This is a genomic window from Streptomyces sp. CBMA123, from assembly GCF_014596465.1.
Lineage (GTDB): Bacteria > Actinomycetota > Actinomycetes > Streptomycetales > Streptomycetaceae > Kitasatospora.
The window spans coordinates 40,195-62,224 of sequence record NZ_MECK01000157.1 but is presented as its reverse complement, the minus strand read 5'-3'; the positions used below and the strand labels follow the sequence as shown (position 1 = coordinate 62,224).

General features: G+C 73.5%; 22 protein-coding genes. 10 read left to right on the top strand and 12 right to left on the bottom strand.

What is annotated here, in order from left to right; all coding sequences use genetic code 11:
• A partial coding sequence (locus BG452_RS19195; RefSeq protein ID WP_223242423.1) for an ABC transporter permease occupies positions 1–1,172 on the top strand: 1,172 nt, incomplete at its 5' end.
• 19 nt (positions 1,173–1,191) lie between these two features.
• On the opposite strand, the gene BG452_RS19190 is transcribed toward BG452_RS19195, so the two are convergent.
• Positions 1,192–1,731: a hypothetical protein gene (locus BG452_RS19190; RefSeq protein WP_188305561.1), complete on the bottom strand. Its 540-nt coding sequence runs from the start codon at positions 1,729–1,731 to the stop codon at positions 1,192–1,194.
• A 365-nt stretch (positions 1,732–2,096) separates the two neighbouring features.
• On the opposite strand from BG452_RS19190, the gene BG452_RS19185 reads away from it, so the two are divergent.
• The 3 genes from BG452_RS19185 to BG452_RS19175 all read left to right on the top strand — a co-directional run bounded on the left by BG452_RS19185 (position 2,097) and on the right by BG452_RS19175 (position 6,404).
• Entirely contained in the window at positions 2,097–2,276 is a 180-nt protein-coding gene (locus tag BG452_RS19185; protein ID WP_188305560.1) for a hypothetical protein, read from the top strand.
• A 170-nt stretch (positions 2,277–2,446) separates the two neighbouring features.
• Positions 2,447–5,731 carry a type 2 lanthipeptide synthetase LanM family protein gene (locus BG452_RS19180; RefSeq protein ID WP_188305559.1) on the top strand — a complete coding sequence of 1,095 codons (3,285 nt, stop codon included), beginning with the start codon at positions 2,447–2,449 and terminating at the stop codon, positions 5,729–5,731.
• Positions 5,732–5,900: 169 nt separating this feature from the next.
• On the top strand, positions 5,901–6,404 hold the full coding sequence (locus BG452_RS19175) for a hypothetical protein (protein ID WP_188305558.1): 504 nt from the start codon (positions 5,901–5,903) through the stop codon (positions 6,402–6,404).
• Here the strand turns inward: BG452_RS19175 and BG452_RS19170 are convergent.
• The 5 genes from BG452_RS19170 to tsaD all read right to left on the bottom strand — a co-directional run bounded on the left by BG452_RS19170 (position 6,393) and on the right by tsaD (position 12,570).
• Positions 6,393–7,403: a JmjC domain-containing protein gene (locus BG452_RS19170; protein WP_188305557.1), complete on the bottom strand. Its 1,011-nt coding sequence runs from the start codon at positions 7,401–7,403 to the stop codon at positions 6,393–6,395. The two genes, BG452_RS19175 and BG452_RS19170, sit on opposite strands and share 12 nt — an antisense overlap.
• Before the next feature lie 32 nt (positions 7,404–7,435).
• Positions 7,436–8,479, bottom strand: coding sequence for a cytochrome P450 (locus BG452_RS19165; RefSeq protein ID WP_188305556.1), 1,044 nt, complete (start codon positions 8,477–8,479; stop codon positions 7,436–7,438).
• A gap of 94 nt (positions 8,480–8,573) precedes the next feature.
• On the bottom strand, positions 8,574–8,843 hold the full coding sequence (locus tag BG452_RS19160; protein WP_188305555.1) for a hypothetical protein: 270 nt from the start codon (positions 8,841–8,843) through the stop codon (positions 8,574–8,576).
• 220 nt (positions 8,844–9,063) lie between these two features.
• Positions 9,064–11,151 carry a M9 family metallopeptidase gene (locus BG452_RS19155; RefSeq protein ID WP_317621127.1) on the bottom strand — a complete coding sequence of 696 codons (2,088 nt, stop codon included), beginning with the start codon at positions 11,149–11,151 and terminating at the stop codon, positions 9,064–9,066.
• Between the two features lie 363 nt (positions 11,152–11,514).
• Complete coding sequence (gene tsaD / locus BG452_RS19150) at positions 11,515–12,570, bottom strand: tRNA (adenosine(37)-N6)-threonylcarbamoyltransferase complex transferase subunit TsaD (protein ID WP_188305553.1); 1,056 nt, start codon at positions 12,568–12,570, stop codon at positions 11,515–11,517.
• Positions 12,571–12,733: 163 nt separating this feature from the next.
• On the opposite strand from tsaD, the gene BG452_RS19145 reads away from it, so the two are divergent.
• Positions 12,734–13,336 (top strand): superoxide dismutase, encoded by a 603-nt coding sequence (locus tag BG452_RS19145; RefSeq protein ID WP_188305552.1) that lies wholly within the window; start codon positions 12,734–12,736, stop codon positions 13,334–13,336.
• 260 nt (positions 13,337–13,596) lie between these two features.
• The gene (locus tag BG452_RS19140) at positions 13,597–14,640 is read left to right on the top strand and encodes a glycosyltransferase family 2 protein (RefSeq protein WP_188305551.1); all 1,044 of its coding nucleotides are present in this window, start codon (positions 13,597–13,599) and stop codon (positions 14,638–14,640) included.
• A 73-nt stretch (positions 14,641–14,713) separates the two neighbouring features.
• On the opposite strand, the gene BG452_RS19135 is transcribed toward BG452_RS19140, so the two are convergent.
• Complete coding sequence (locus BG452_RS19135; RefSeq protein WP_188305550.1) at positions 14,714–15,310, bottom strand: TetR family transcriptional regulator; 597 nt, start codon at positions 15,308–15,310, stop codon at positions 14,714–14,716.
• 122 nt (positions 15,311–15,432) lie between these two features.
• On the opposite strand from BG452_RS19135, the gene BG452_RS19130 reads away from it, so the two are divergent.
• Positions 15,433–15,690, top strand: coding sequence for a hypothetical protein (locus tag BG452_RS19130; protein ID WP_188305549.1), 258 nt, complete (start codon positions 15,433–15,435; stop codon positions 15,688–15,690).
• Between the two features lie 5 nt (positions 15,691–15,695).
• On the opposite strand, the gene BG452_RS19125 is transcribed toward BG452_RS19130, so the two are convergent.
• The 4 genes from BG452_RS19125 to BG452_RS47705 form a co-directional block, all read right to left on the bottom strand.
• Positions 15,696–16,556, bottom strand: a complete 861-nt coding sequence (locus BG452_RS19125) for a biotin-dependent carboxyltransferase family protein (RefSeq protein ID WP_188305548.1) — start codon at positions 16,554–16,556, stop codon at positions 15,696–15,698.
• A gap of 107 nt (positions 16,557–16,663) precedes the next feature.
• Positions 16,664–17,287 carry a 5-oxoprolinase subunit B family protein gene (locus tag BG452_RS19120; RefSeq protein ID WP_188305566.1) on the bottom strand — a complete coding sequence of 208 codons (624 nt, stop codon included), beginning with the start codon at positions 17,285–17,287 and terminating at the stop codon, positions 16,664–16,666.
• Positions 17,288–17,349: 62 nt separating this feature from the next.
• Positions 17,350–18,144, bottom strand: coding sequence for a LamB/YcsF family protein (locus tag BG452_RS19115; protein ID WP_188305547.1), 795 nt, complete (start codon positions 18,142–18,144; stop codon positions 17,350–17,352).
• Positions 18,141–18,950, bottom strand: coding sequence for a GntR family transcriptional regulator (locus BG452_RS47705; RefSeq protein ID WP_188305546.1), 810 nt, complete (start codon positions 18,948–18,950; stop codon positions 18,141–18,143). Before BG452_RS47705 ends, BG452_RS19115 begins: the two co-directional genes overlap by 4 nt.
• Positions 18,951–19,109: 159 nt before the next feature.
• Here BG452_RS47705 and BG452_RS19105 point away from each other — a divergent pair, with 159 nt between their 5' ends.
• The 3 genes from BG452_RS19105 to pcp are packed head-to-tail and all read left to right on the top strand — an operon-like array spanning position 19,110 to position 21,474.
• Positions 19,110–19,829: a DUF969 domain-containing protein gene (locus tag BG452_RS19105; RefSeq protein WP_188305545.1), complete on the top strand. Its 720-nt coding sequence runs from the start codon at positions 19,110–19,112 to the stop codon at positions 19,827–19,829.
• Positions 19,826–20,794 carry a DUF979 domain-containing protein gene (locus tag BG452_RS19100; RefSeq protein ID WP_188305544.1) on the top strand — a complete coding sequence of 323 codons (969 nt, stop codon included), beginning with the start codon at positions 19,826–19,828 and terminating at the stop codon, positions 20,792–20,794. Before BG452_RS19105 ends, BG452_RS19100 begins: the two co-directional genes overlap by 4 nt.
• Positions 20,795–20,829: 35 nt before the next feature.
• The gene (gene pcp, locus BG452_RS19095) at positions 20,830–21,474 is read left to right on the top strand and encodes a pyroglutamyl-peptidase I (RefSeq protein ID WP_188305543.1); all 645 of its coding nucleotides are present in this window, start codon (positions 20,830–20,832) and stop codon (positions 21,472–21,474) included.
• 23 nt (positions 21,475–21,497) lie between these two features.
• Here pcp and BG452_RS19090 read toward each other — a convergent pair whose 3' ends face one another.
• Positions 21,498–21,995, bottom strand: coding sequence for a phosphoribosyltransferase (locus BG452_RS19090; protein ID WP_188305542.1), 498 nt, complete (start codon positions 21,993–21,995; stop codon positions 21,498–21,500).
• Between the last annotated feature and the right edge of the window lie 35 nt (positions 21,996–22,030).

Genomic DNA, 22,030 nt, shown 5'->3' with positions numbered 1-22,030 from the left:
CGCTGGCCGCCCGGCTGCCGCTGCCCCGGCCGGTCGGCCTCGGCCTCGCCCAGCCCTTCGCCCGCCCGGCCCGGGCCGCCGGGATGCTCGCCGCCGTCCTGTTCGGGACGGCCGCGGCCGCCTTCGCGGTCGGCATGGGCGGGACGATGAGCTGGGTGCAGGAGGCCAAGAACCACGCGAGCGCGGACGTCCTGGTCACGCCCGTCCGGCCGGCCCTCCAGCCCGGGGCCGTCCCGGCGACGCCGGCCGCGGCCGACCCGGCCGCCGTCACCGCCGCCCTCACCGCCCAGCCGGGCACCGCCGCCTACTACGGCGTCGGCATGGAGGACGTCACCGTCCCCGGCGTGGCCGGGAGCACCACGCTGACGGCCTTCCGGGGCGACTCCTCCTGGGCGGGCTACCGGATGGTCACCGGCCGCTGGTACCAGGGCCCCGGCGAGGCCGTCGCGCCGAGCACCTTCCTCGCCGCCGCCTCGGTCGGGCTCGGCGACCAGGTGACCTTCACCGACCACGGCCGGCCGGTCACCGTCCGGATCGTCGGCGAGGTCTTCGACCCGCACGTGCAGACCAACGAGCTGTTCACCGACGCCGCGAGCCTCCCGAGCGGGACGGCGCCCGTCCCCGACCAGTGGTTCGTCACGCTCAAGCCGGGCACCGACCACGCCGGCTACGCCACCGCCCTCGGCACCGCGCTCGCCCCGCTCGGCCAGAGCGCCGAGGACGGCGTCCCGCAGCACTCCGCCGACTCGATCGTCGCCCTCGACTCGCTCACCGCCACCCTGACCGTGCTGCTGGTCGTGGTCGCCGGACTCGGCGTCTTCAACACCGTCGTGCTGGAGATCCGCGAACGCACCCGCGACATGGGCGTCACCAAGGCGCTCGGCATGACCCCGGCCCAGACCGTCGGCGTGGTGCTCGCCTCGGTGCTCCTGGTCGGGCTGGTCGGCGGTGCGATCGGCCTGCCGGTCGGACTGCTGCTGCACGGCCTCACCGTGCCCGCCATGGGCCACAGCGCCGGACTGGACTTCCCGGCGGCGGCGCTGGACGTCTTCGGCACCCCGACCCTGGCCCTGCTCGGCCTCGGCGGCGTCCTGATCGCCCTGCTCGGCGCCCTGCTCCCGGCCGTCCGGGCGGCGCGGGCCCGCACGGTGGACGCCCTGCGCACGGAGTGACCCGGCGCAGGGGCAGGGCTCAGGTGCCTCCGTCCGCCCGTTGCTCCTCGGTCCGTTGCTCCTCGGTCCGTTGCTCCTCGGCCTTCCGCTCCGCCGCGCGGACCTGCTCGCTGAAGGTGTGCTCGTCGATCCGCTCGACCGACGCCCCGTACTCGGCGGCCAGCTCGTCCGCCGGCCCCGGCGAGGCCTCCCGCACCTCCAGGGCGAGCATCGCCCCGCCGTCCGGCACCCGGGGCGAGAGCACGATCAGCGCCGCGCCGGCCTCCGTCGCGATGTGCTCCTCCGCCGCGTTGCCCAGCGCAGCACCCGCCGCGAAGCCCAGCAGCACCCCGATCGGCCCGCCGATCAGCCCCACCAGGCCGCCCACCACCCCCGAGCCGACGGTCGCCACCCCCGCGCCCCGGGTGAAGGTGTCCCTGACCTCCAGCACCCCGTCCGCACTGCGCTCCAGCGCCGCCGCCATCCGCAGGCCCGGCAGGTGCTGGGCGCCGTCGAAGGCGGAGCGCCAGGTGGTGAGGTCGGGGAAGGTCAGCAGGACGAGGTTGTGCTGCTCGCTCATCGCACTCCGATCGGGGGTGGGTCGCTCGGGTCTCCATCGTGGCCCTCGGTGTGGGGCGCTGCCACAGGAGCCCCGGGTTCAAACCAGGGCTGCGGTTCACCTGGGCGCAACCGGCCGTTTTTCGGCCACGTGCGGGGCCGTGTCGTGCCGCGCGGGGCCGGACTGGGCCGCCCGGACGATCGGACGGCGGGATCGGGCCGGGCCCGGCCTGGTGGAACGGGGGCACGGCGGCCGGCCGCACCGTGGTTCGATCCTGACCGAAACACGTACCGCCGGTGCGCATGCCCCTGGTGTGACGGGTGGGGCGCTGTCAGGATCCCGCTCCGGCACACCTGTGCCAGACCCGAACGCTTGTAGGAGGCATCATGCAGCCCACGGCTCAGCAGGTTCGCGCACTGAAGGACGAGGACTTCCGGCTCACCCTCGGCCAGGGCCACCAGGTCCACCCGGCCGGCGAGCCGGCGGACGAGCTCTACGTGACCGCCGCGGTGCTGAACAGCACCTGCGACGGCTGGTCCAGCTGCGGCCGGGTCTGCAGCTTCTGAGACCGGGGTCCGGCGCCGATCCCGGCCCGGTCGTACGGCCGGCCGGGGTCGGCGCCGGGCGTGGCCTCCGCTGCCCGCCCGCCGAAGAGCGCGGGCACCAGCAGCCACAAGCAGCCGGCCGTAGGCAGAGCCGGCAGTAGGCAGAGCCAGCAGAGAGGCAGCACCACCCCGTGGTCGACACGTCCGAACTCCTGCGGGCGGCCGCCCGAGCCGTTCCGCTGAACGCCCGCGGCCGGGCACCGGAAGGGCTCGACCCGGAGCCCGCCGGCGACACCGACCGCGCCGACAGTGCCGACCGGGCCGCCGACGTCGACAGCGCCGACCGTGCTGCCCGGGCCGCCCGGAAGCTGGAGCGCTGGCAGGCCCAGGCGCCGTTCGACCGGGGCGGCTGGTTCACCCACCGCCTCGCGGCCGACGGCCTCGACCCCGAAGCCCTGCGCGCCCTCCTCGCCGAGCCTCCGGAAGCGCTCGCCGCCCGCCTCGGCACGCACCCGTGGGCCGAGCGGCTCGCCGCCGCCTTCGACCGGGCGGCCACCCTGGACATCCCCGCGGAGCACGAGTTCGCCGCGCTCGTCGCCCCGCTGCTCGCCGACGCCCACGACCGCCTGCGCGCCGGACTGGCCGCCCTGGACGCCCATGCCCTCGGCACCCCCGAGGAGCTGGCCGCGCTCGCCCTCCCCTCCCTCACCGGCACCGCCCACGGGATGGCGACCCGGACCGTCATCACCGAACTCCATGTCGCCCGGCTCACCGGCGAGTTGACCGGCGACACGCCCGAAGGGCGCTACCGGGACTTCCTCGGCCGGCTCGCCCGGCCCGAGCAGGCGCTGCGACTCCTCGCCGAGTACCCCGTCCTGGCGCTGCGCCTCACCACCGCCGCCGAGCAGTGGACGAGCACCACCCTCACCCTGTTCCGCCGCCTCGCCGCCGACCTGCCCGCCCTCGCCCGCACCTTCGCCGGCGGCCGCCCGCTCGGCCGGCTCACCGAACTCGCCACCGGCCTCGGCGACCCGCACCGCGGCGGCGCCACGGTCGGGTCCCTGCGCTTCGAGCACGGCGTCCGGATCGTCTACAAGCCGCGGCCGCTCGGCGCCGAGACCCACTTCCAGCAGATCCTGCACTGGCTCAACCCGCAGCTGCGGCTGCCGCTGCGCGACCTCACCCACCTGGCCCGCGACGGCTACGGCTGGGTCGCCCACCTCACCGCCGAACCGGCCAGGGGCGACGCCGAGTTGCGCGACTTCTACCACCGCGCCGGCGCCCTCGCCGCGCTGATGTACGCGCTCGACGCGGTCGACTGCCACGCCCAGAACCTGCTCGCCGTCCGCGACCAGCCCGTGCTCATCGACCTGGAGGCGATCCTCCACCCCGACCTGCACGAGCCCGCCAAGGACCTCTCCGAGTCCGAGCGGCTGGCCCGCCACCAGGCCCGGCACTCGGTGCTGCGCTCGGGCCTGCTCCCGGAGCGGATGTGGGACGAGGGCAACGGCGGCGCCGACATCTCCGCCCTCGGCTGGGACCCAGGCGGCCTCCCGCCCCGCCCGGTGCCCGTCCTGACCGGCCAGGGGACAGACGAACTCCGCCTGGAATACCGGCGGTTGCCCGTCGAAGCGCCCGGAAGCCGACCCGTTCCGGCCGAGCAGTCGCTGCGACTCGCCGACCACCTGGCGGAGTTGGAGGCCGGCTTCACCGAGGCCTACCGGCTGCTCGCCGCCGACAAGGAGCGACTCCGCTCGCTGCTCCGTGCCTTCGCGGCCGACGAGACCCGTCTGCTGCGCCGCGACACCTTCGAGTACCGCACGCTGCTCAACACCGCCTGCCACCCGGACGTCCTGCGCGACGCCCTCGACCAGGACCGCCACCTCGACCGGCTCTGGGCACTGGTCGGCTGGGAGGAGCACGCCCTCGACTTCGTCGCGCACGAACGTGCCGACCTGTGGCGCGGCGACGTACCCGTCTTCACCATCCGCCCCGACAGCGTCGACGCCCGCTCGTCCACCGGCGCCCTGGTCCCGGGCGTCACCGACCGGCCGGCCCTCGACCTGGCGCTCGCCAAGGCGGACGGCCTCGGCGAGGAGGACCTCGCCCGCCAACTCCAGCTGCTCAGGCTCTCGGTGACGACGGCCGACGGGGTGCGCGAACCGCGCGGGTCGGCCGCCACCAGCGCCCGGCGGGACGCGCCGACGGGGCCGGGAGAGTCGGTGGAGCAGGGGGAGTCGGCGGAGCCGGGCGAGGGGCTCGCCGATCCGGATGAGGGCCTGGCGGCCCGCGCCCTCGCCAAGGCCGTGGAGGCCGGTGAACAGCTGCTCCGCGAGGCCTACCGGGGCGGCGCCGACCTCGCCTGGGCCGGTCCCAACTGGGCCCCGCCCGGCCGCTGGGCCCCCGCCGAACTCGGCCCGGACCTGTACAGCGGCACCGCGGGCATCACCCTCTTCCTCCACCAGCTCGCCCTGGCGACCGGCGACCGCACCCACCGCGAGGCAGCCCGGGCCGCCGAACTGACGCTTCGTCAGCAGATCCGCCGGCGCGCCGACCGGCTCGGCGGCGGCCTGGCCGGCGCCGGCGGGGTACTGTACGCGCTCGCCCAACTCGCCGCCGACCACCCGGACGCCGAACTCGACGCGCTCGGCTCCCTGGTCCTCGACCGCCTCGCCGCCACCGCCGCCGAGGACACCCAGTACGACGTCCTCGCCGGGAACGCCGGGACCATCGGCGGTCTGCTCGCCTGGGAGGCCGTCCGCCCCGGGCCCGCCGTCACCGACGCGCTGGCGCTCTGCGCCGAACGCCTCGTCCAGACCGCCCGCCCGCACCCCGAAGGCGGCACCGGCTGGCTCCCCGCCTCCCTGGCGGAGGCCGCGCGCCGCCCCCTGGCGGGCTTCGCCCACGGTGGCTCCGGCATCGCCTGGGCCCTGGCCCGCGCCGGGCACCGCCTTGGTGACCCGCGCCTGCCCCGACTCGCCCTCGCCGCCGTGGCGTACGAACGCACCCTGTTCGACACCACCGCCGCCAACTGGCGCGACGTCCGCGAGGACGGCCCCGACGGCCCCGGCCACCCCGCCCTCTGGTGCCACGGTGCCTCGGGCATCGCACTGGCCCGCACCGCGCTCGCCCCCCTGCTGCCCGAACAGCGGGACGTGCTCCTCGCCGAACGCGACACCGCGCTCGGCACGGTCCTCCGGGAGGGCTTCGGCCACAACTCCTCGCTCTGCCACGGCGATCTCGGCAACCTGGAGGCCCTCCACCTCGTCGGCGGCCGGTGGCGGGCCGCCACCGGGCGGCAGGCCCACGCCACCCTGGACGCCCTGGAAGCCCGGGGCTGGCGCTGCGGCCTGCCCCACGGGGTCCACAGCCCCTCCCTGATGGTCGGCCTGGCCGGCATCGGCCACGGCCTCCTCCGCCTCGCCGCCCCCGACAGCACCCCCTCCGTCCTCACCCTCCAACCGCCGGCCGTCTGACCCCGCGGCCACCCGCTCCGGCTGTAGCTGTTCCGACAGCAGCCCGACGGCCCCCTCCGGGACGCTCGCCGCGCCGATCACCCGCCCGGGTGCGGACCCCCCGTAGCCGCGGGCCGCCGCACCGGGGAGCCCGGGGGCGCGCGGAAAACGAGAGGAGACACCGGGCCGGATGAAGGACGATGACCTGATGGGTGTCGACGGGGAGCCCGACGAGGGCGGGGAAGAGGGCCGGCTGCTGCAAAGCCTGGTCGGCGAAGTGTGGGTCGGCGTCTACCGGTTCGGGGGCATGGGGGTGGTCGACTTCGGTGCGACGGTCTCCTGGCCGCTGGGCGACTCCGGGGAGGTGTCGACGGGCAGCCGGTTCGCGGTGCACGCCCGGTGCCCGTTCCGGATCGTCCAGTGCGGGGAGGTCTACCTGGGTTCCGACGACCTGGTGCCGGCCGGGAACGGTGACCGCCTGGCGTACGACATCGGGGCCGACGCGTTGCGCGCGTTCCTGGCGCGGGAGTCGCCCCGGGTGCTGGCGGTGGAGCGGGTACCGGAGGGCGATCTGCGGATCACCCTGGAGCACGGGCTCAGGATCGATGTGCTGCCGACGAGTTCGAAGGTCGAGGAGTCCTGGCGGTGCTTCGAACGGCTCGGCGGGCAGGTGGTGTTCCCGTCAGTGGACTGACCGGTTGCGTCCGGCGGTGCGCAGCCGGCGCCAGGTGCGGCCGACGGTTCCCCGGGCGGGGGCGTCGGGCTCCCAGCTCAGGGCCGTGCCGGCGAAGGTCTCCGACGGCGTCGTGACCGCGGGCGTCGTGACCGCGGGCGTCGGCCGGTCGTCCCGGGCGGCGCGCAGCACGTCCTCGGGGGTGACGCTGGCGAGCCGCGCCCGGACGTGGTCGAGCAGGGTGGCGCAGGCGCCGGCGATCGCGGGCTCGCCGAGCGGGCGGGTCGGCAGGCCCAGTCCTTCGGCGAGCAGCTGTTCCAGGGCGGTCCGCAGGTCCGGGAGGGAGAGGTCGCGGATGGTCAGCGAGAGGTGGCCGGAGAGTCCGCCGGCGCCGACCGCGCGGTGGGCGAAGGCGCGGGGGACGTAGAGCACGTCGCCGGGTTCGAGGACGGTGTGCAGGCGCTGCGCCGAGTGTTCGTCCTCGGGGAGTTCGCCGAGCGACCACTCGGCCGCCGCGGGCGCGTCGTGGACGTACCAGGTCTTGCGTCCGGTGACCTGGAGGACGAACACGTCGGCGTCGTCGCGGTGTACGGCGAGGCCCTGGCCGCCGGCGGGGGTGAGGAAGAAGAAGGCCTCGACGCGTCGCTCGAGTTCCTCGGAGAGCCGGGCCACCAGCTCACCGGTGGGGCCGTGCCACTGGTCGACGCGGCGCAGCAGCAGGGTCGCCCCGGTGCGGAGCAGGGCGAGGACCTTGGCGCGGTCGGCGTAGCCGTGGTGGGTGGTGCCGTTGATCGTGCGGGGGGTGGTGAAGGCCTCGGCCGGGATGACCACCTTGTCGGAGCGGACCATCTCCAGGTAGGGGGTGCGCAGCAGCCCGCCGTCGAAGGCGGCGTCCAGCGCGTCGAGGTCGAACGGCGAGACCGGCCGCCCCGGGGTGTGGACGGCGGGTTCGCGCTGCCACCGGTGGGCCGCGAAGCCGTCGAGGTCGCCGACCCAGTCGGCGAGCGTGGGGGATTCCATGGGGTGTCCAGTGATGTCGGGAGGGCGGCCGTTCAGGCGCCGACGGAGGCCTCGAACCGCACCGAGAGCAGGGAGCGCAGCGGGACGGGCGCGTCCTGCCGGGGGCCGCGGATGGTGAGTCCGTGGTCGAGGGCGACGGTCAGCAGGCGTTCGGCCAGCGGGACGACCAGGTGTTTGGCCCAGCAGCGGGCACCGTCGAAGCCGAAGGGCATGAACCCGGGGGTCTTCTCCGGGTCGGCGACCTCGGCCCAGCGCTGGGGCCGGAAGTCCAGTGGGTCCGGCCAGTAGTCCGGGTGGCGGTGCATCAGCAGCGGGAGCAGCGCGATGTTGTCCTCGGGCCCGAGGTCCGGGTGTAGTCCGGCGTACGCCTCGCCGCCGTTGCGGTAGAGCATCCAGGCGGGCGGGAGCAGCCGGAGCGTCTCCCAGAGGGCGGCGGTGAGGTCGCCCCGGGGGGTGTCGGTCGCCCGCATGAGCCACAGGGCGTTGCCGGCCAGGGCGGCCACGCCGTCGCAGAGGGTGGCGGAGGCCCGTCGGTACATGGCGATGGCCTGCTTGCGCTCCAGGGGGTCGGCGGCCCCGTGGATCAGCCCGGCCATGGCCGTCGTGGACCGGCCGTCCGCGGCCTCGGTGTTCGGCCAGACGGTGACGGTGCGGTCGACCAGGCGGGAGAGCGTGTCGGAGCGGGTGATGCCGCGCTTCGCCAGCAGGGAGAGCGGCAGCGGGTCGGAACCGAAGAGCCATCGGCGCAGGTAGGAGGTGGGTGCGTAGGGCCAGGCGCCGGCCAGTGCGCGGGCCGGGGGTGGCGGCGTCCGGATGCCCGCCATGACGTCCTGGCCGAGCGCGCGGATCGTCCGGGTCGCGCTGTCGTGGGGGATGTCGGCTCCGGCGGCGGGCTTGTAGACCGAGCGTTCCGTCTGGAGCACCGGGCGGGCCGCGACGATTTCCGCCGTCAGGGCGGCGTCGGAAACGCCGACCGTGCGGGCGTCGGCGCGGAACACCTTGGTGTCCCGGGCGAGCAGGTCCTGAATTCGCGGGGCGAAGACGACGGAATGTCCGCGGACGGTGTCCGGCGCCATTTCTTGCACGAGAATCCCGCCTCCGTGGGAATAGCGATGAAATGCGGCGCTGGTGGGGCGGAGGCAGGGCCCCCGCCCCACCGGCCGTGGTGCATCAGATGACGTGCAGGATCCACGCGTGGTTGGCGAGGTCCTCGTCACGCTTGAACTTCTTCACGATCGCCTTGATCATCTTCATGGCTTTCCCCTTTCCGGGATTTCGGGTACGGCGAATGGGTGTCGGCCGCACCGTCGGGTGGGGTTCGGCTTTCCGGTCCGGAAGGCCGAACGGCTTCAACTGAGGCAGGACCTTAACCGAAGGATCGCGTTCCTGATACCCCTTCGGCAACCGGAGTTCGATTTCTACGCGTTGTTGACGGCCCATTCTAATGGCGAATCGTTATAACCTTTTCCGGTGGGGGCTTTCCGATGGGTCATTACCAGCGCATTTTCCGAAGTCTTTACCGGGGTTCCCGGGGCGCCCGCCCGGCCCGAGGTGAGGGCCTGAACGCGCGGTGAACGGCCTGGACGCGCGGTGGACGGCCTCTGGACGCGCGAGGAGGGCCCCGCGTGGACGCGGGACCCTCCGGTGGGTGCGGGAGCGGTCAGCTGTAGGTGGTGGTGACGGTCACGCCGCCGAAGCCCTGCTGGGCGTGGAGGCTGAAGTAGACCCAGCCGGACGGCGGGTTGCTGATGGTCAGGGTCTCGCCGTTGCCGGGGTTGGTGGACTTCGCCTGGTAGGACGACGTGGTGGCCCAGGTCGGCCCGTTGTAGTACAGGTCGGCGTTGCCGGTGCCGCCGCTGGTGGTGATGGTCAGCTGCCGCACGCCGGCCGGCAGGTACAGGAAGCTGTAGCCGTAGTCGCCGGTGGTGGCGGCGACGCCGTCGCGGCGGCAGTTCTTGTCGTACTGCCGGGTGTCGGCGGCGGTGCACAGCGGGGCCTGGTCGGTGGGCGGGGTGCCGCAGTTGTCGGCGGCGCAGGCCTTGAGCCAGGTCGCGAAGTCGGCGTCGTAGCGGGTGCCGATGGTGGTCTTGAGCAGGGTGCGGGCGCCGTTCCAGTCGCCGGCGCGGTACTCGGCGAGCAGCGCGTCGACGTCCTGGGGGTGCGACTGGAGCATGTAACGCACCGCCAGGTAGCCCCAGTTGTAGACCCGGGTGGAGTCGGCGTTGTCGTAGGTGGAGTCGAAGAGGGCGCTCAGCGGGTAGGTGCCCTTGCCGGCCTGGGTGACGGCGTCGTCGTAGTGGACGCCCCGGTAGCCGTAGGAGACGTACTCGGCCAGGCCTTCGACCCACCAGATGGTCGGGGTGGTCATGCCCGCCTCGAAGTCGCCGTACATGTCGTAGCGGCCGTCGAGGTAGTGGGTGTACTCGTGGTTGAGGTTCCAGATCTGGAAGCCGGGGCGCAGCCAGTCGGCCTGGTGGGCGATGAAGCGGGCCTGGTTGCCGGGTGCGGCCGGGTTGCCCTCCTCGTACATGCCGCCGTTGTCGACGGCGATGTGGTACATCTCCCAGGCGTAGAGGCTGTAGTTGTAGTAGTCGTCGAAGACGACCACCTCCAGGGCGGTGTTGCGGTCGTCGGCGACCGGGCCGTTGTCCTTGACCACCCGGTGGAAGAACGCGTCCTGGTTGACCAGGCTGGTGCAGGTGTCGGTGTTCTGCCGGGCGGTCATGCTCTGTGAGCGGATGCGCAGGTTCGGGTTGCAGGTGTGGTCGCTCGTGAGCACCAGCGGGACGAGCTTGGCGGGTACGTCGCAGGTCCCGTAGTAGGAGCAGTTGCCGGCGTCCTTGTTCTCCGCGAACCAGAGCAGGTTCATGGTGAGCGGACCGGTGGCGCCGACCAGCGGGTAGCGGTTGACCAGGTCCTTGACGATCGGCCGGCCCTGCGCCCGGAGCCCGTCGGAGGCGACCAGGTTGCCGATCTGGATGCCGATCCTGGTCACCGGGTCGGAGCCGGTGAGCTGGGCGCTGTTGCGGGTGACGAAGGAGGCCATGGTGGTGGCGAAGGACGGGTCGGCCTGGAGGGCGGCGGTGAACTCGGGGAGCTCGAAGCCGCGTTCGATGACGGTCGCGGTGTTGCCGACGGCCGCGGCCATCGATCCGGTCCACCCGCCGGTGTAGTCGCCGAGCAGGCGCTTGACCACGCCGGTGTAGCGGGCGTTCTCCCGGGCGCTGTCGATCAGCGTGACGGCCTCGGCGAGAGTGGCGCCGTTGGCCTCGGTGACGTCCTTGCTGTGCGGGGCGGCGAAGAAGGCGTCCAGCGCGCCGCGGATCGCGCTTCGCAGGCCGGTGCCGTACGGGCCGACGGCGTCGGCGTTGTTCCACTGGACGTAGTAGCCGGCGCGCAGGAACAGCACCAACTGCCCGGCGGAGGTGGAGTTGTCGCCGGGGTAGCCGGCGGCGGTGTCGCGCAGGGCGTTGGCGACGGTGACCATCTGGGCCTCGTCGAAGGCGCCCTTGGCATCGTTGCCGGTGAGCGTGAAGAGGGTGTTGACGCAGTCGAGGCCGGCCGACTCGACCTGCTGGACCAGTGCGGCGCCGGACTTGCCGGTGAACCCGGTGGTGTCGCAGGCGGTCAGCTGCCGCGCCGTCCGGGCGGTGCCGAGGGTGCTGCCCGCCGCCGGGGCGGTGGGCTTGCCCTGGCTCTCGGCGGCGAGCGGGCGGGGGTCCCGGGGGGTGTCGGGCGACTTCGGCACCGGGATCGCGTGCGGGGCCACCGGCCTGCCCGCATGCGGTGTCGGCGTCGACGGGCGGTCGGCCGCGTGCGCCTGTGGGGTGAACAGTCCGACTGAGAGGAACAGGGCGGCGCCGAGCGCAGGGAGTCTGCGCGCGTTCGCCTTCGCTATCCGGAAGGGACGCATGGGGTGGGGGCCTCCGGGACCGTGAGGGGGCCGTGCGGTTGGGGCGCACGGACGGAGCCTGATGTGTGACATGTAAAATGGCACACTCATTCAGGTAAAGGGAAGACCCGGAGCCGGGCTTCCGGCCGACGAGACCGAACCGTGCCTTTCCCGTTCCTTTTGTCAGTCGGCCGGGTGGTGCGCCGCCTTGGCGGTCCGTCAGGCGGCGCGCCTCGCCCGGGGCGCGAGCGCCGCGAACTCCAGCGGCGCCGACGGGTCCACCGACACGTCCGCCGGCGCCGGTTCGGCCCCCGCCCGGACCAGCAGGTCGCCGATGGCCGCGACCATCGCCCCGTTGTCCGTGCACAGCCGCAGTGGCGGCACCCGCAGGGTGACGCCGGCCGCGGCGCAGCGCTGCTCGGCGAGCGCCCGGACCCGGGAGTTGGCGGCGACCCCGCCGACCACCACCAGGGTGCCGATCCCGTGGTCGGTGCAGGCCCGCACCGCCTTCTGGGTGAGCACGTCCGCGATCGCCTCCTGGAGGGCGGCGGCCGCGTCGGGGACGTGCGGCTCCGCCTGGGCCTCGACCCAGCGGGCGGCGGCGGTCTTGAGGCCGGAGAAGGAGAAGGCGTACGGGTCGTCCCGCGGCCCGGTCAGCGGGCGCGGCAGTCGGACGGCCGTCGGGTCGCCGGCCCGGGCGGCGCGGTCGACGGCGGGTCCGCCGGGGTAGGGCAGCCCGAGGATCCGGGCGACCTTGTCGAAGCACTCGCCGGCCGCGTCGTCCAGGGTGTCGCCGAGGTGGACGATCGGGTCCCGGGCGAGGTCGCGGACCAGCAGCAGCGAGGTGTGCCCGCCGGAGACGATCAGTACGACGCACGGGTCCGGCAGCGGCCCGCCGTCGAGGGTCGCGGCGGCGACGTGCCCGGCGAGGTGGTGCACCCCGTACAGCGGGACGCCGAGCGAGAAGGAGTACGCCTTGGCGGCGGCCACCCCGATCTGGAGGGCGCCGGCCAGCCCCGGGCCGGTGGTGACGGCGACGGCCCCGATGTCACCGAGGGTCAGTCCGGCCCGGTCCAGGGCCTCCCGCACCACCGGGGCCATCGCGTGGACGTGCGCCCGGGCGGCGATCTCCGGCACCACCCCGCCGTAGCGGGCGTGTTCGTCCATCGAGGAGGCCACCGCCTGCCCGAGCAGCACGCCGTCCCGGACCAGGCCCGCGCCGGTCTCGTCGCAGGAGGACTCGATGCCCAGCACCACCGGAGGCGCCCCTGTCATGGTCACTCACCCTCATCAGTCATTACATGTTCGGGTGGCCATTGTGCCCGACGGAGTGTGAGGAATAAGCAGGAGCCCATGCTTCGTTCCTGCAACTCATGCGCAATAGTGTTGTCCCGGCACGATCGTCAACGCTCAACCCGCCGAAAGGGGCCGTGTCCTGATGGGCACCTACAACCTTCCCGACCTGCCGTACGACTACTCCGCGCTCGAGCGGGCCATGTCCGCCGAGATCCTGGAGCTGCACCACTCCAAGCACCACGCCGCGTACGTCAAGGGCGCGAACGACACCCTGGAGCAGCTCGCCGAGGCGCGCGACAAGGAGCAGTTCGGCGGCCTGGTCGGCCTGCAGAAGACCTTCGCCTTCCACCTCTCCGGCCACGTGCTGCACTCGCTGTTCTGGCAGAACCTCTCCCCGGAGGGCGGCGACCGCCCCGAGGGCGAGCTGGCCGACGCCATCACCGAGCACTTCGGCAGCTTCGAGGCCTTCAAGAAGCAGCTCACCACCGCCACCACCGGTGTCCAGGGCTCCGGTTGGGGCATCCTCTCCTGGGAGCCGCTCGGGCAGCGCCTGATCGTCGAGCAGGTCTACGACCACCACGGCAACGTGGGGCAGAACACCACCCCGCTGCTGGCCTTCGACGCCTGGGAGCACGCGTACTACCTGCAGTACCGCAACGTCCGCCCGGACTACGTCACCCGTCTGTGGGACGTCGTCAACTGGCAGGACGTCTCCTCCCGCTTCGCCGCCGTGAAGAGCGTCTGAGTGTAGGCCGAGCGGGAAGGCCCCGGACCGGTCGGGCGGTCCGGGGCCATCCCCAGTGTTCCCCCGTGTTCCCGCCGCGTCTGCCCGTCACGGCCGTTGGCGCCGGGCGCACCTGCCACACCTGCCCCACCGAACCGAAGACTCGCCGCCACCCGTTGTTCGCCCGCGACGGGCGCGCGGTCGCTAGGCTCGGAGCTCCGCCGGCTACCGGCGGCCGACCGGCCGACCGGCCCGTCCGCTCCAGAGCGAAAGGTCGTTCGATGGCTCCGCGCCTGTCCGTGGTGGTCCCGATCTACAACGTCGAGCGCTACCTCGGGGAGTGCCTGGACTCGATCGCGGCCCAGACCTTCGAGGACTTCGAGTGCGTCATGGTCGACGACGGCTCGACCGACGACGGCCCCGTCCTCGCCAAGGCGTACGCCGCCCGGGACCAGCGCTTCCGGCTGGTCCAGCAGGAGAACAAGGGCCTCGGCGCCGCCCGCAACACCGGCTGGCGCCACCTCGCCCCCGGCACCGAGTACCTGACCTTCGTCGACAGCGACGACACCCTGCCGCCGCACGCCTACCAGCTGATGATCAGCACGCTCGACCAGACCGGTTCCGACTTCGCGGCCGGCAACGCGATGCGCCTGCGCACCACCGGCCTCACCCCCTCGCACGCCCACCGCCGCCCCTTCCGCGAGACCCGGCTGCGCACCCACGTCAGCGAACTGCCCGCCCTGGTCACCGACCGCACCGCCTGGAACAAGGTCTACCGGCGCTCCTTCTTCGACGCCGCCGGCATCCGCTACCCCGAGGGCCTGCTCTACGAGGACGCCCCGGTCAGCATCCCCCACCACTTCCTCGCCACCCGGGTCGACGTCCTCGCGGAACCCATCTACCACTGGCGGGTCCGCGAGGACGGCAACCTGTCCATCACCCAGAAGAAGACCGACCCGCGCGGCCTGATCGACCGGGTCCGCTCGATGGAACTCGTCCGCGAGTGGCTGCTCGCCCGCCCCGAGCCGCTCTTCACCGAGCAGTACCTGCGCGCCTACGACCGCAACTGCCTGACCGAAGAGATCCCGATGTTCTTCTGGTCCATCCCGGACGGCGACCGCAACTACTGGGAGGTCTACCAGCGGCACGTCAGCCGCCTCCTCCACGCCATCGGCCCCGAGCACGTCGCCGACCTCAACGCCCAGCTGCGGCTCAAGTACCGGCTCACCCTGACCGACGCGATGAACCGCTTCATCGCCGTCCAGCGCGTCCACCGCGCCGTCCGCCGCACCCGCCAGGCCGCCCAGGCGGCCCGCCGCCGCTGAATCCGGCCGCGTCGGCGGGCCGTGCGCGGCTGCTCAGTTGCTCAGCTGCTCAGCCGTTCAGGCGCGCAGTCGCTCAGCCGCTCGCGGGCCTCGTCAGGCGACGGACGAAGGTGACCACGGCCGCCCGGTCCGTCGCGTGGTCCGCCGTGCCGGAGAGCAGCAGGCGGACCATCTGCGGCAGCGTGAACCAGGCGTTCACCAGGCCGATCACCGCGAACATCAGCCGTGCCGGATCCACCTCACCGGCCACCTCACCGCTGCGCTGGGCGGCGGCGACGGCCGCGACCTTCTCGCGGTAGTGCGCGGTGCGCTCCGGCCCGGCCGCCAACTCCTCGGCCGCCGTGCCGCGTTGCAGGCCCTCCCAGGCCAGTAGCCGGGAGAAGTGCGGATTGGCCGAGTGGTAGTCGAAGACCCGCCCGGCGTAGTCGCCGAGGTCCAGCCCCGCCGTCGGCGCGAGCGGCACCGCCTCCGCCAGCTTGCCGAGTTCGGACGTCAGCACGGCGGAGAACAGCTGCTCCTTGTTGCCGAAGTACTGGTAGATCCGCTCCTTGTTCACCCCCGCCCGGGTCGCCACCCGGGCGATCCGGGCCCCGTCCGGGCCGAACTCGGCGAACTCCTCGACCGCGGCGTCGAGGAGGAGCTGCTGCGTGCGTGCGGTGTCCCAGGCCATGGACCCACGATATCCCAAAACTCCAACCCTACGGTTGGACATTCGCCCCCGCGCGTGCCAAACTCCAACCGAAGGGTTGGAGATTTGGACTCCGGCCACTCGCCAAGGGGAGGACCCGCGCCATGACCACCGACACCATCGCCCCAGCCGCACCCGCCGTGACGCCCGCCGCCCCGTCGGTCCACCGCCGTGCCCTGCTCACCTGGCTCGCCGTCTACCCGACCATCACCACCGCCTTCCTCCTCCTCGGCCCCTACCTCGGCAACCTGCCGCTGGCCCTGCGCACGCTGGTCATGACCGCCCTCGTCGTCCCCGTCGTCGTCTACGCCCTGATGCCGCTGCTCCTCAAGGCGGAGACCAGGCTCACCCGCCGGAAGTAGCGGACTCAGCGCCGTCGCATCGGGGTGAAGCGGACCGGGGTGCCCGGGGCGGCCTGGGCGACGGCGGGGAGGGCGGTGACGGGGACGACGCCGATGACGGGGTAGCCGCCGGTGGTGGGGTGGTCGGCGAGGAAGACCACCGGGCGGCCGTCGGGCGGGACCTGGACCGCGCCCAGGACCATGCCCTCGCTGGGGAGTTCGCCCTCGCGGGCGCGCTCCAGGGGCGGGCCGTCCAGGCGCAGGCCGATCCGGTTGCTGGTGGGGGAGACGCGGTAGCCGGAGCCGGTGAGGACGGCGAGCGAGCGGGTGGTGAACCAGTCGTCGCGCGGGCCGAACAGCACCGGCAGGAGCAGCGGGTCCGGCGGCGCGGGCGTCGGCACCACGTCCGCCCCGGCGGCCGGGCCGACCGGATCGCCGAGCGGCAGCGCGTCCCCGGGGGCCACGGGAGCGGGGCCCAGCCCCGAGAGCAGATCGGTCGAGCGGCTGCCGAGGACGGGTGCGGCGGCGATCCCACCCGCGAAGGCGACGTAGCTGCGCACACCCCGCGTCGCGGGGCCCACCTCCAACAGCGCCCCGGCGGGCAGCCGCACCGGGGCGGACCAGGCGGCGGGCCGCCCGTCGACCCGTACGGCGCAGGGTGCGCCGGTCACGGCCACCGTCACCGCGCGGTCCACGCGCACCGAGCAGCCGAGCACGGTGGTCTCCAGGGTGGCCGCCGTCGAGGGGTTGCCGACCAGGTGGTTGGCGAGCCGGTGGGCGGGCTGGTCGAGCGCGCCGGAGCGTGGCACGCCCAGGTGCGCGTGCCCGGGCCGGCCGAGGTCCTGGACGGTCGTCAGCAGGCCGGAACTGGTGATGGTGACGGTCATGTTCCCTCGATCACGCTTCCTCGGTCGGGCTCTTCGCGTCGGGTTTTCCCGGTCGGGCTTCCTCGTTCGGGCTTGGGCGGTCGGGCTTGGGCGGTCGGGCTCAGCGGTCAGGCTTCCTCGATCACGAACCGGACCCGGGTCCCCGGGCTGAACAGGGCCGCGGGTTCCCGGGACGGGTCCCACAGCACGGCGTCGGTGCGCCCGATCAGCTGCCACCCGCCCGGGGACGAGCGCGGGTAGACGCCGGTGTACGGCCCGGCGAGGGCGATCGCCCCGGCCGGGACGGCGGGGCGGGGGACGGCCCGGCGGGGCACCCGGTAGTGCTCGGGCAGGCCGGTCAGATAGCCGAAGCCGGGGGCGAAGCCGCTGAAGGCGACGCGGAACTCGGTCCCGGAGTGGATGCGCGCGACCTCGTCCTCGGCGACACCCCACAGTGCGGCGACCTCCGCCACGTCGGCACCGTCGTAGCGCACCGGGATGGTCACGGTCTGGTCGGCGCCCGCCCGTAGCGGCGGGATGCGCCAGCCGGCCAGTTCGGCGGCCAGGGCGTCGGGATCGGCCACGCCGTCGAGCAGCACGCTCCGTTCGGCGGGTACCACCTCGGTGACGGCCGGGAGTTCGGACGCCGCGCGTCGGCGCCGGAGTTCGGCGTGGAAGGCGGTCGTCTCGTCGGCGCCGTCCAGCTCGACCAGGAGCGCGTCCAGGCCGACCCGCAGGACGCGCAGGCTCATCCCGTCGGTCCTGTTCGTCCCGGCCCGCGCGATCTGCGCCGTCCGCGCCGTCCGTTCGGCGCTCACGCGAACGCCTCGACGCGGACTCCGGCCGTCCACAGGGCCGTTCGCACCCGTCGGGCCAGGTCCGCGGCCCCCGGGGTGTCGCCGTGCACACACAGGGAACGGGCCCGCAGCCGGATCCGGTCGCCGGTGCGCGCGGTGACCTCGCCGTCCCGGGCGATGGCGACCGAGCGGTGGACGACCGCGTCCGGGTCGTGGACGACGGCGTCGGGTTCGCGGCGGGGGACGAGCGTGCCGTGCGGGGTGTACGCGCGGTCGGCGAAGGCCTCGGCGACCACCGGCAGCCCGGCCCGCCCGGCCGCCTCGTGCAGCCGTGAACCGGGCAGCCCGAGGACGGGCAGGGCCCGCTCCTGCGCCCCCATGGCCAGTCGGACGCCGCGGACCACCGCCTCCGCCTGCTCCTCGTCGTGCACCGCCCGGTTGTACAGCGCGCCGTGCGGTTTGACGTACGCCACGTGTGCTCCGGCTGCCCGCGCGAACACCTGCAACGCCCCGATCTGATAGGCGACTTCGTCCGCCAGCTCGTCCGGCGGGACGTCCATCGCCCGCCGCCCGAACCCGGTGAGGTCCCGGTAGGAGACGTGCGCGCCGATCCGCACGCCCCGCTCCGCGGCCGCCTCGCACACCCGTCGCATGGTGGTCGGGTCCCCGGCGTGGAAGCCGCAGGCGACGTTGGCGCTGGTGACCACCGACAGCAGGGCGTCGTCGTCGGTGAGCGTCCAGCGGCCGAATCCCTCGCCGAGGTCGGCGTTGAGGTCGACCACCGGTACGGGAGCGCCCCCGGGCGGGGTCATCTCGCGCTGCCCGTCATCGGGCCGCCCGGCGTGGCACCGCCCGCCATCGGGCCGTTCGTCATCGGGCCGCCCGGCATCGGACCGTCCGGCGTGGCACCGCCCGCCATCGGGCCGGCCGACATCGGACCGTCCGTCATCGCACGGACGATCACGGCGCGCGCGTCGTCCAGGTACCTCGTCAGCTCCACCACGGCGTCGTCGATCTCGCCCGTCTCCAGCAGTCCGGTGAGCGTCTGGTTGCGGCGCAGGAACGGTGCGTGGAGCCCGCGCGCCGACGGGACGGCGGCGAAGGCCAGGCGCAGTTCGGCCATCAGGCGGGCCATGCACTCGTCTATCCGCCGGCTGCCGGCGATCCCCGCGACGGCCTGGTGGAAGTGCAGGTCGGCGGTGCCGACGGTGACCCAGTCGCCGACCGCCTCGGCGGCCTCCGCGCAGTTCAGGGCGGTGCGCACCGCGGCCAGGCGCTCGGGTGCGGCGCTGTGCAGGGCGCGTACGCCGGCGGTCTCCAGGGCGAGGCGCAGCGTGTAGATGTCGGCGACGTCGTCCGGTTCGAGAATCCGGACGAAGACGCCCCGGTTCAGCTCGTGTACGACCAGCCGCTGGTCGGCCAGCAGTCGGAACGCCTCGCGGAGTGTGTTGCGCGAGACGGTGAGCGCTTCTCCGAGGGCCTCCTCCGACAGCCGGGTGCCGGGGGCGAGTAGGCCCTCGGTGATGTGGTCGCGCAGCACCTCGGCCACGCGTTGGGCGGCGCTGGCGCGGTCGAGCCGGCCCCGGTCGGCCGCGAGCGCGTCGAAAACTCCGGTCACGTTCCACCTCCTGAACTCTTGTCGGATTGTTCCACAATCCCCTAGCCTCGCGGCAACCCCCGCACGGTCGTGGCCCACCCGGGCTCCGACCTCCTCCGCCCGTGGCGCCCCAGACGGTCACCCACACGGCGGAGGCCCGTCCGAAAGGCGGCCAGGAACATGATCGTTCTTGTCGGCATCCTCGTCGTGGTGGCCGGGTTCGCCACCCGGCGAAATCCGCTCCTCGTCGTCGGCGCCGCCGGCGTCCTCACCGGACTGCTGGGCGGGATGAGCCCGTTGAAGGTCCTGGAGGCCTTCGGCACGGGCTTCGCCTCCAGCCGCTCGGTGACCCTCTTCGCGATCACCCTGCCGGTGATCGGCCTGCTGGAGCGCCACGGCCTGCAGGAGCAGGCCCGCACCCTGATGAACAGGCTCGCCAAGGCCAGTGCCGGACGCGTGCTCGCGGTCTACCTGGTGGTCCGCCAGCTCACCGCCGCCTTCGGCCTCACCAGCCTCGGCGGACCGGCCCAGGCGGTGCGCCCGATGGTCGCGCCGATGGCCGAGGCCGCCGCCGAACGCCACCACGGCACCCTGACCGACAAGGCCCGGGAACGCGTGCGGTCCTTCGCCGCGAGCGCCGACAACGTCGGCCTGTTCTTCGGCGAGGACTGCTTCCTCGCCGTCGGCTCGATCCTCCTGATCACCGGCTTCGTCGACGCGACCTACCACACCGACCTGGAGCCGGTGCAACTCGCGCTGTGGGCCATCCCCACCGCCGTCTGCGCCACCCTCATCCACGGCGCCCGCCTGCTGCGCCTGGACCGCGCCCTGGCCCGCGACCTGCCCACGACAGCCGACCGGGCGACCACCGCCGACCGCATCGAGGAGACGAGCAAGTGATCAAGGTCGAGTGGCTGTACTGGCTGGTCGGAGCCGTCTTCCTCGCGATGGCAGCGCAGATGGCCGTGGACCGCGGCAACCCCAGGCGCTACGGCAGCGCCGCCTTCTGGGGCCTGCTCGGTGCCAGCTTCTGCTACGGCACGTGGGTCGCCGACAAGAGCGCGCCCGCCGCGCCGCTGGGCGTCGCCGTCCTGGCGATGATCTGTCTGGCCGGCTTCGGCTTCACCGGCCGCGGCACCTCGACCACCGCCGCCCCCGAGCGCCGGGCCGCCTCCGCCGCGCGCCTCGGTAGCCGGCTGTTCATCCCGGCACTGGCGCTGCCGCTGGTCGCGCTGGCCTGCGGAACGCTCCTCAAGGGCGTGCACCTGGGCGGCGGCCTGCTGCTGCAGACCGGCAGCGAGACGCTCCTCGGGCTCGGCATCGGCTCACTCGTCGCCCTGGGCCTGGCGCTGCTGCTCACCCGCGAGCGCAACCCCGCCGTCGCCCTCCACTCCGGCCGCGGACTGCTGGAGTCCATGGGCTGGGCACTGCTGCTGCCCCAACTCCTCGCCGTACTGGGCTCGATCTTCCAGAGCGCCGGGGTCGGCGCCCAAGTCGGCAGGATCACCACCCACTTCCTGCCGGACGGCAGCAAGTACGCGGCGGTGGCGCTCTACTGCGTGGGCATGGCCCTGTTCACGATCATCATGGGCAACGCCTTCGCGGCCTTCCCGGTGATGACCGCCGCGATCGGCTGGCCGGTCCTGATCACCCAACTGCACGGCAGCCCGGGCGTGGTCCTGGCCGTGGGCATGCTGGCCGGCTTCTGCGGCACGCTGGTCACGCCGATGGCGGCCAACTTCAACCTCGTCCCGGCGGCGCTGCTCGAACTCAAGGACCAGTACGGGCCGATCAAGGCCCAACTCCCCACCGCCGGCGCGCTGCTGGTCTGCAACATCGCCATCATGTCGCTCTTCGCGTTCTGACCAGCCTTCTTCCCTTCCGCCAGAAAGGCCGTCCCATGACCAGGGTCCTGCTCACCGGCTTCGAACCGTTCGACGGCGCCGACGTCAACCCGTCCTGGGAGGTCGCCCGCCTGGTGGCCGACAACCCGCCCGAGGGACTCCTGGTCACCGCCACCCGGCTGAGCTGCGTCTTCGGGCAGGCGGCCGAGGAACTGCGCACGGCGATCGAGGCGTGCGCCCCGGACCTGGTCGTCTGCCTCGGCCAGGCAGCCGGCCGGCCGGACGTCACCGTCGAGCGCGTCGCCGTCAACGTCGACGACGCCCGCATCCCCGACAACGCGGGCCGGCGACCGGTCGACCGGCCCGTCGTCCCCGGCGGCCCCGCGGCCTACTTCGCCACCCTGCCCGTCAAGGCCTGCGTGGCCGCCGTCCGGGAAGCCGGCGTGCCCGCCTCCCTGTCGCAGACCGCCGGGACGTTCGTCTGCAACCACGTCTTCTACGCCCTGATGCACCTGCTCGCCACCGAACGCCCCACCGTCCGCGGCGGGTTCGTCCACATACCCGCCCTGCCCGAACAGGTCCTCGACGGCTCTGGGCCCTCGCTGCCGGCCGCCTCCGTCGCCCACGGCCTGCGCGCCCTCCTCACCGCCGCCGCGACCCGCACCGCCGACCTCCGCGTCCCGGAGGGGGCGACCCACTGAGGCCGCCCCACCGGACCAGCGGATCAGGCGTCGAGCACCTGGCCGGGGCGCTTGACGACCGGATCCTGCGCCGACCACGGGAACTCGATCCAGTCGTCGGTCCGCTTCCACACGTACTCGCACTTCACCAGGGAGTGCGACTTCTCGTAGATGACGGCGGACCGGACCTCGGCGACATGGCTGAGGCAGAAGTCGTGCACCAGCTTCAGCGTCTTGCCCGTGTCGGCGACGTCGTCGGCGATCAGGACCTTCTTGTCGGTGAAGTCGATCGCCGCGGGGACGGGCGCCAGCATGACGGGCATGTCGAGAGTGGTGCCCACGCCCGTGTAGAACTCGACGTTCACCAGGTGGATGTTCTTGCAGTCCAGCGCATACGCCAGACCGCCCGCCACGAACACGCCGCCGCGGGCGATGCTCAGGACGAGGTCGGGTTCGAAGCCGTCGTCGGCGATCGTCTGCGCCAGTTCGCGCACCGCTCGGCCGAAGGTCTGGTAGTCCAGGATCTCTCGCACATCAGTCACGGTGTTCAGTGTCCTAGAGAGCCGCCCGCCCGGCG

What these genes read in the sequence shown, in the direction of transcription:
- BG452_RS19190 (WP_188305561.1), bottom strand. Translation starts at nt 1,731, where the DNA reads ATGAGCGAGCAGCACAACCTCGTCCTGCTGACCTTCCCCGACCTCACC.
- BG452_RS19185 (WP_188305560.1), top strand. Translation starts at nt 2,097, where the DNA reads ATGCAGCCCACGGCTCAGCAGGTTCGCGCACTGAAGGACGAGGACTTC.
- BG452_RS19175 (WP_188305558.1), top strand. Translation starts at nt 5,901, where the DNA reads ATGAAGGACGATGACCTGATGGGTGTCGACGGGGAGCCCGACGAGGGC.
- BG452_RS19170 (WP_188305557.1), bottom strand. Translation starts at nt 7,403, where the DNA reads ATGGAATCCCCCACGCTCGCCGACTGGGTCGGCGACCTCGACGGCTTC.
- BG452_RS19165 (WP_188305556.1), bottom strand. Translation starts at nt 8,479, where the DNA reads ATGGCGCCGGACACCGTCCGCGGACATTCCGTCGTCTTCGCCCCGCGA.
- BG452_RS19160 (WP_188305555.1), bottom strand. Translation starts at nt 8,843, where the DNA reads ATGGGCCGTCAACAACGCGTAGAAATCGAACTCCGGTTGCCGAAGGGG.
- tsaD (WP_188305553.1), bottom strand. Translation starts at nt 12,570, where the DNA reads ATGACAGGGGCGCCTCCGGTGGTGCTGGGCATCGAGTCCTCCTGCGAC.
- BG452_RS19145 (WP_188305552.1), top strand. Translation starts at nt 12,734, where the DNA reads ATGGGCACCTACAACCTTCCCGACCTGCCGTACGACTACTCCGCGCTC.
- BG452_RS19140 (WP_188305551.1), top strand. Translation starts at nt 13,597, where the DNA reads ATGGCTCCGCGCCTGTCCGTGGTGGTCCCGATCTACAACGTCGAGCGC.
- BG452_RS19135 (WP_188305550.1), bottom strand. Translation starts at nt 15,310, where the DNA reads ATGGCCTGGGACACCGCACGCACGCAGCAGCTCCTCCTCGACGCCGCG.
- BG452_RS19130 (WP_188305549.1), top strand. Translation starts at nt 15,433, where the DNA reads ATGACCACCGACACCATCGCCCCAGCCGCACCCGCCGTGACGCCCGCC.
- BG452_RS19125 (WP_188305548.1), bottom strand. Translation starts at nt 16,556, where the DNA reads ATGACCGTCACCATCACCAGTTCCGGCCTGCTGACGACCGTCCAGGAC.
- BG452_RS19120 (WP_188305566.1), bottom strand. Translation starts at nt 17,287, where the DNA reads ATGAGCCTGCGCGTCCTGCGGGTCGGCCTGGACGCGCTCCTGGTCGAG.
- BG452_RS19115 (WP_188305547.1), bottom strand. Translation starts at nt 18,144, where the DNA reads ATGACCCCGCCCGGGGGCGCTCCCGTACCGGTGGTCGACCTCAACGCC.
- BG452_RS19105 (WP_188305545.1), top strand. Translation starts at nt 19,110, where the DNA reads ATGATCGTTCTTGTCGGCATCCTCGTCGTGGTGGCCGGGTTCGCCACC.
- pcp (WP_188305543.1), top strand. Translation starts at nt 20,830, where the DNA reads ATGACCAGGGTCCTGCTCACCGGCTTCGAACCGTTCGACGGCGCCGAC.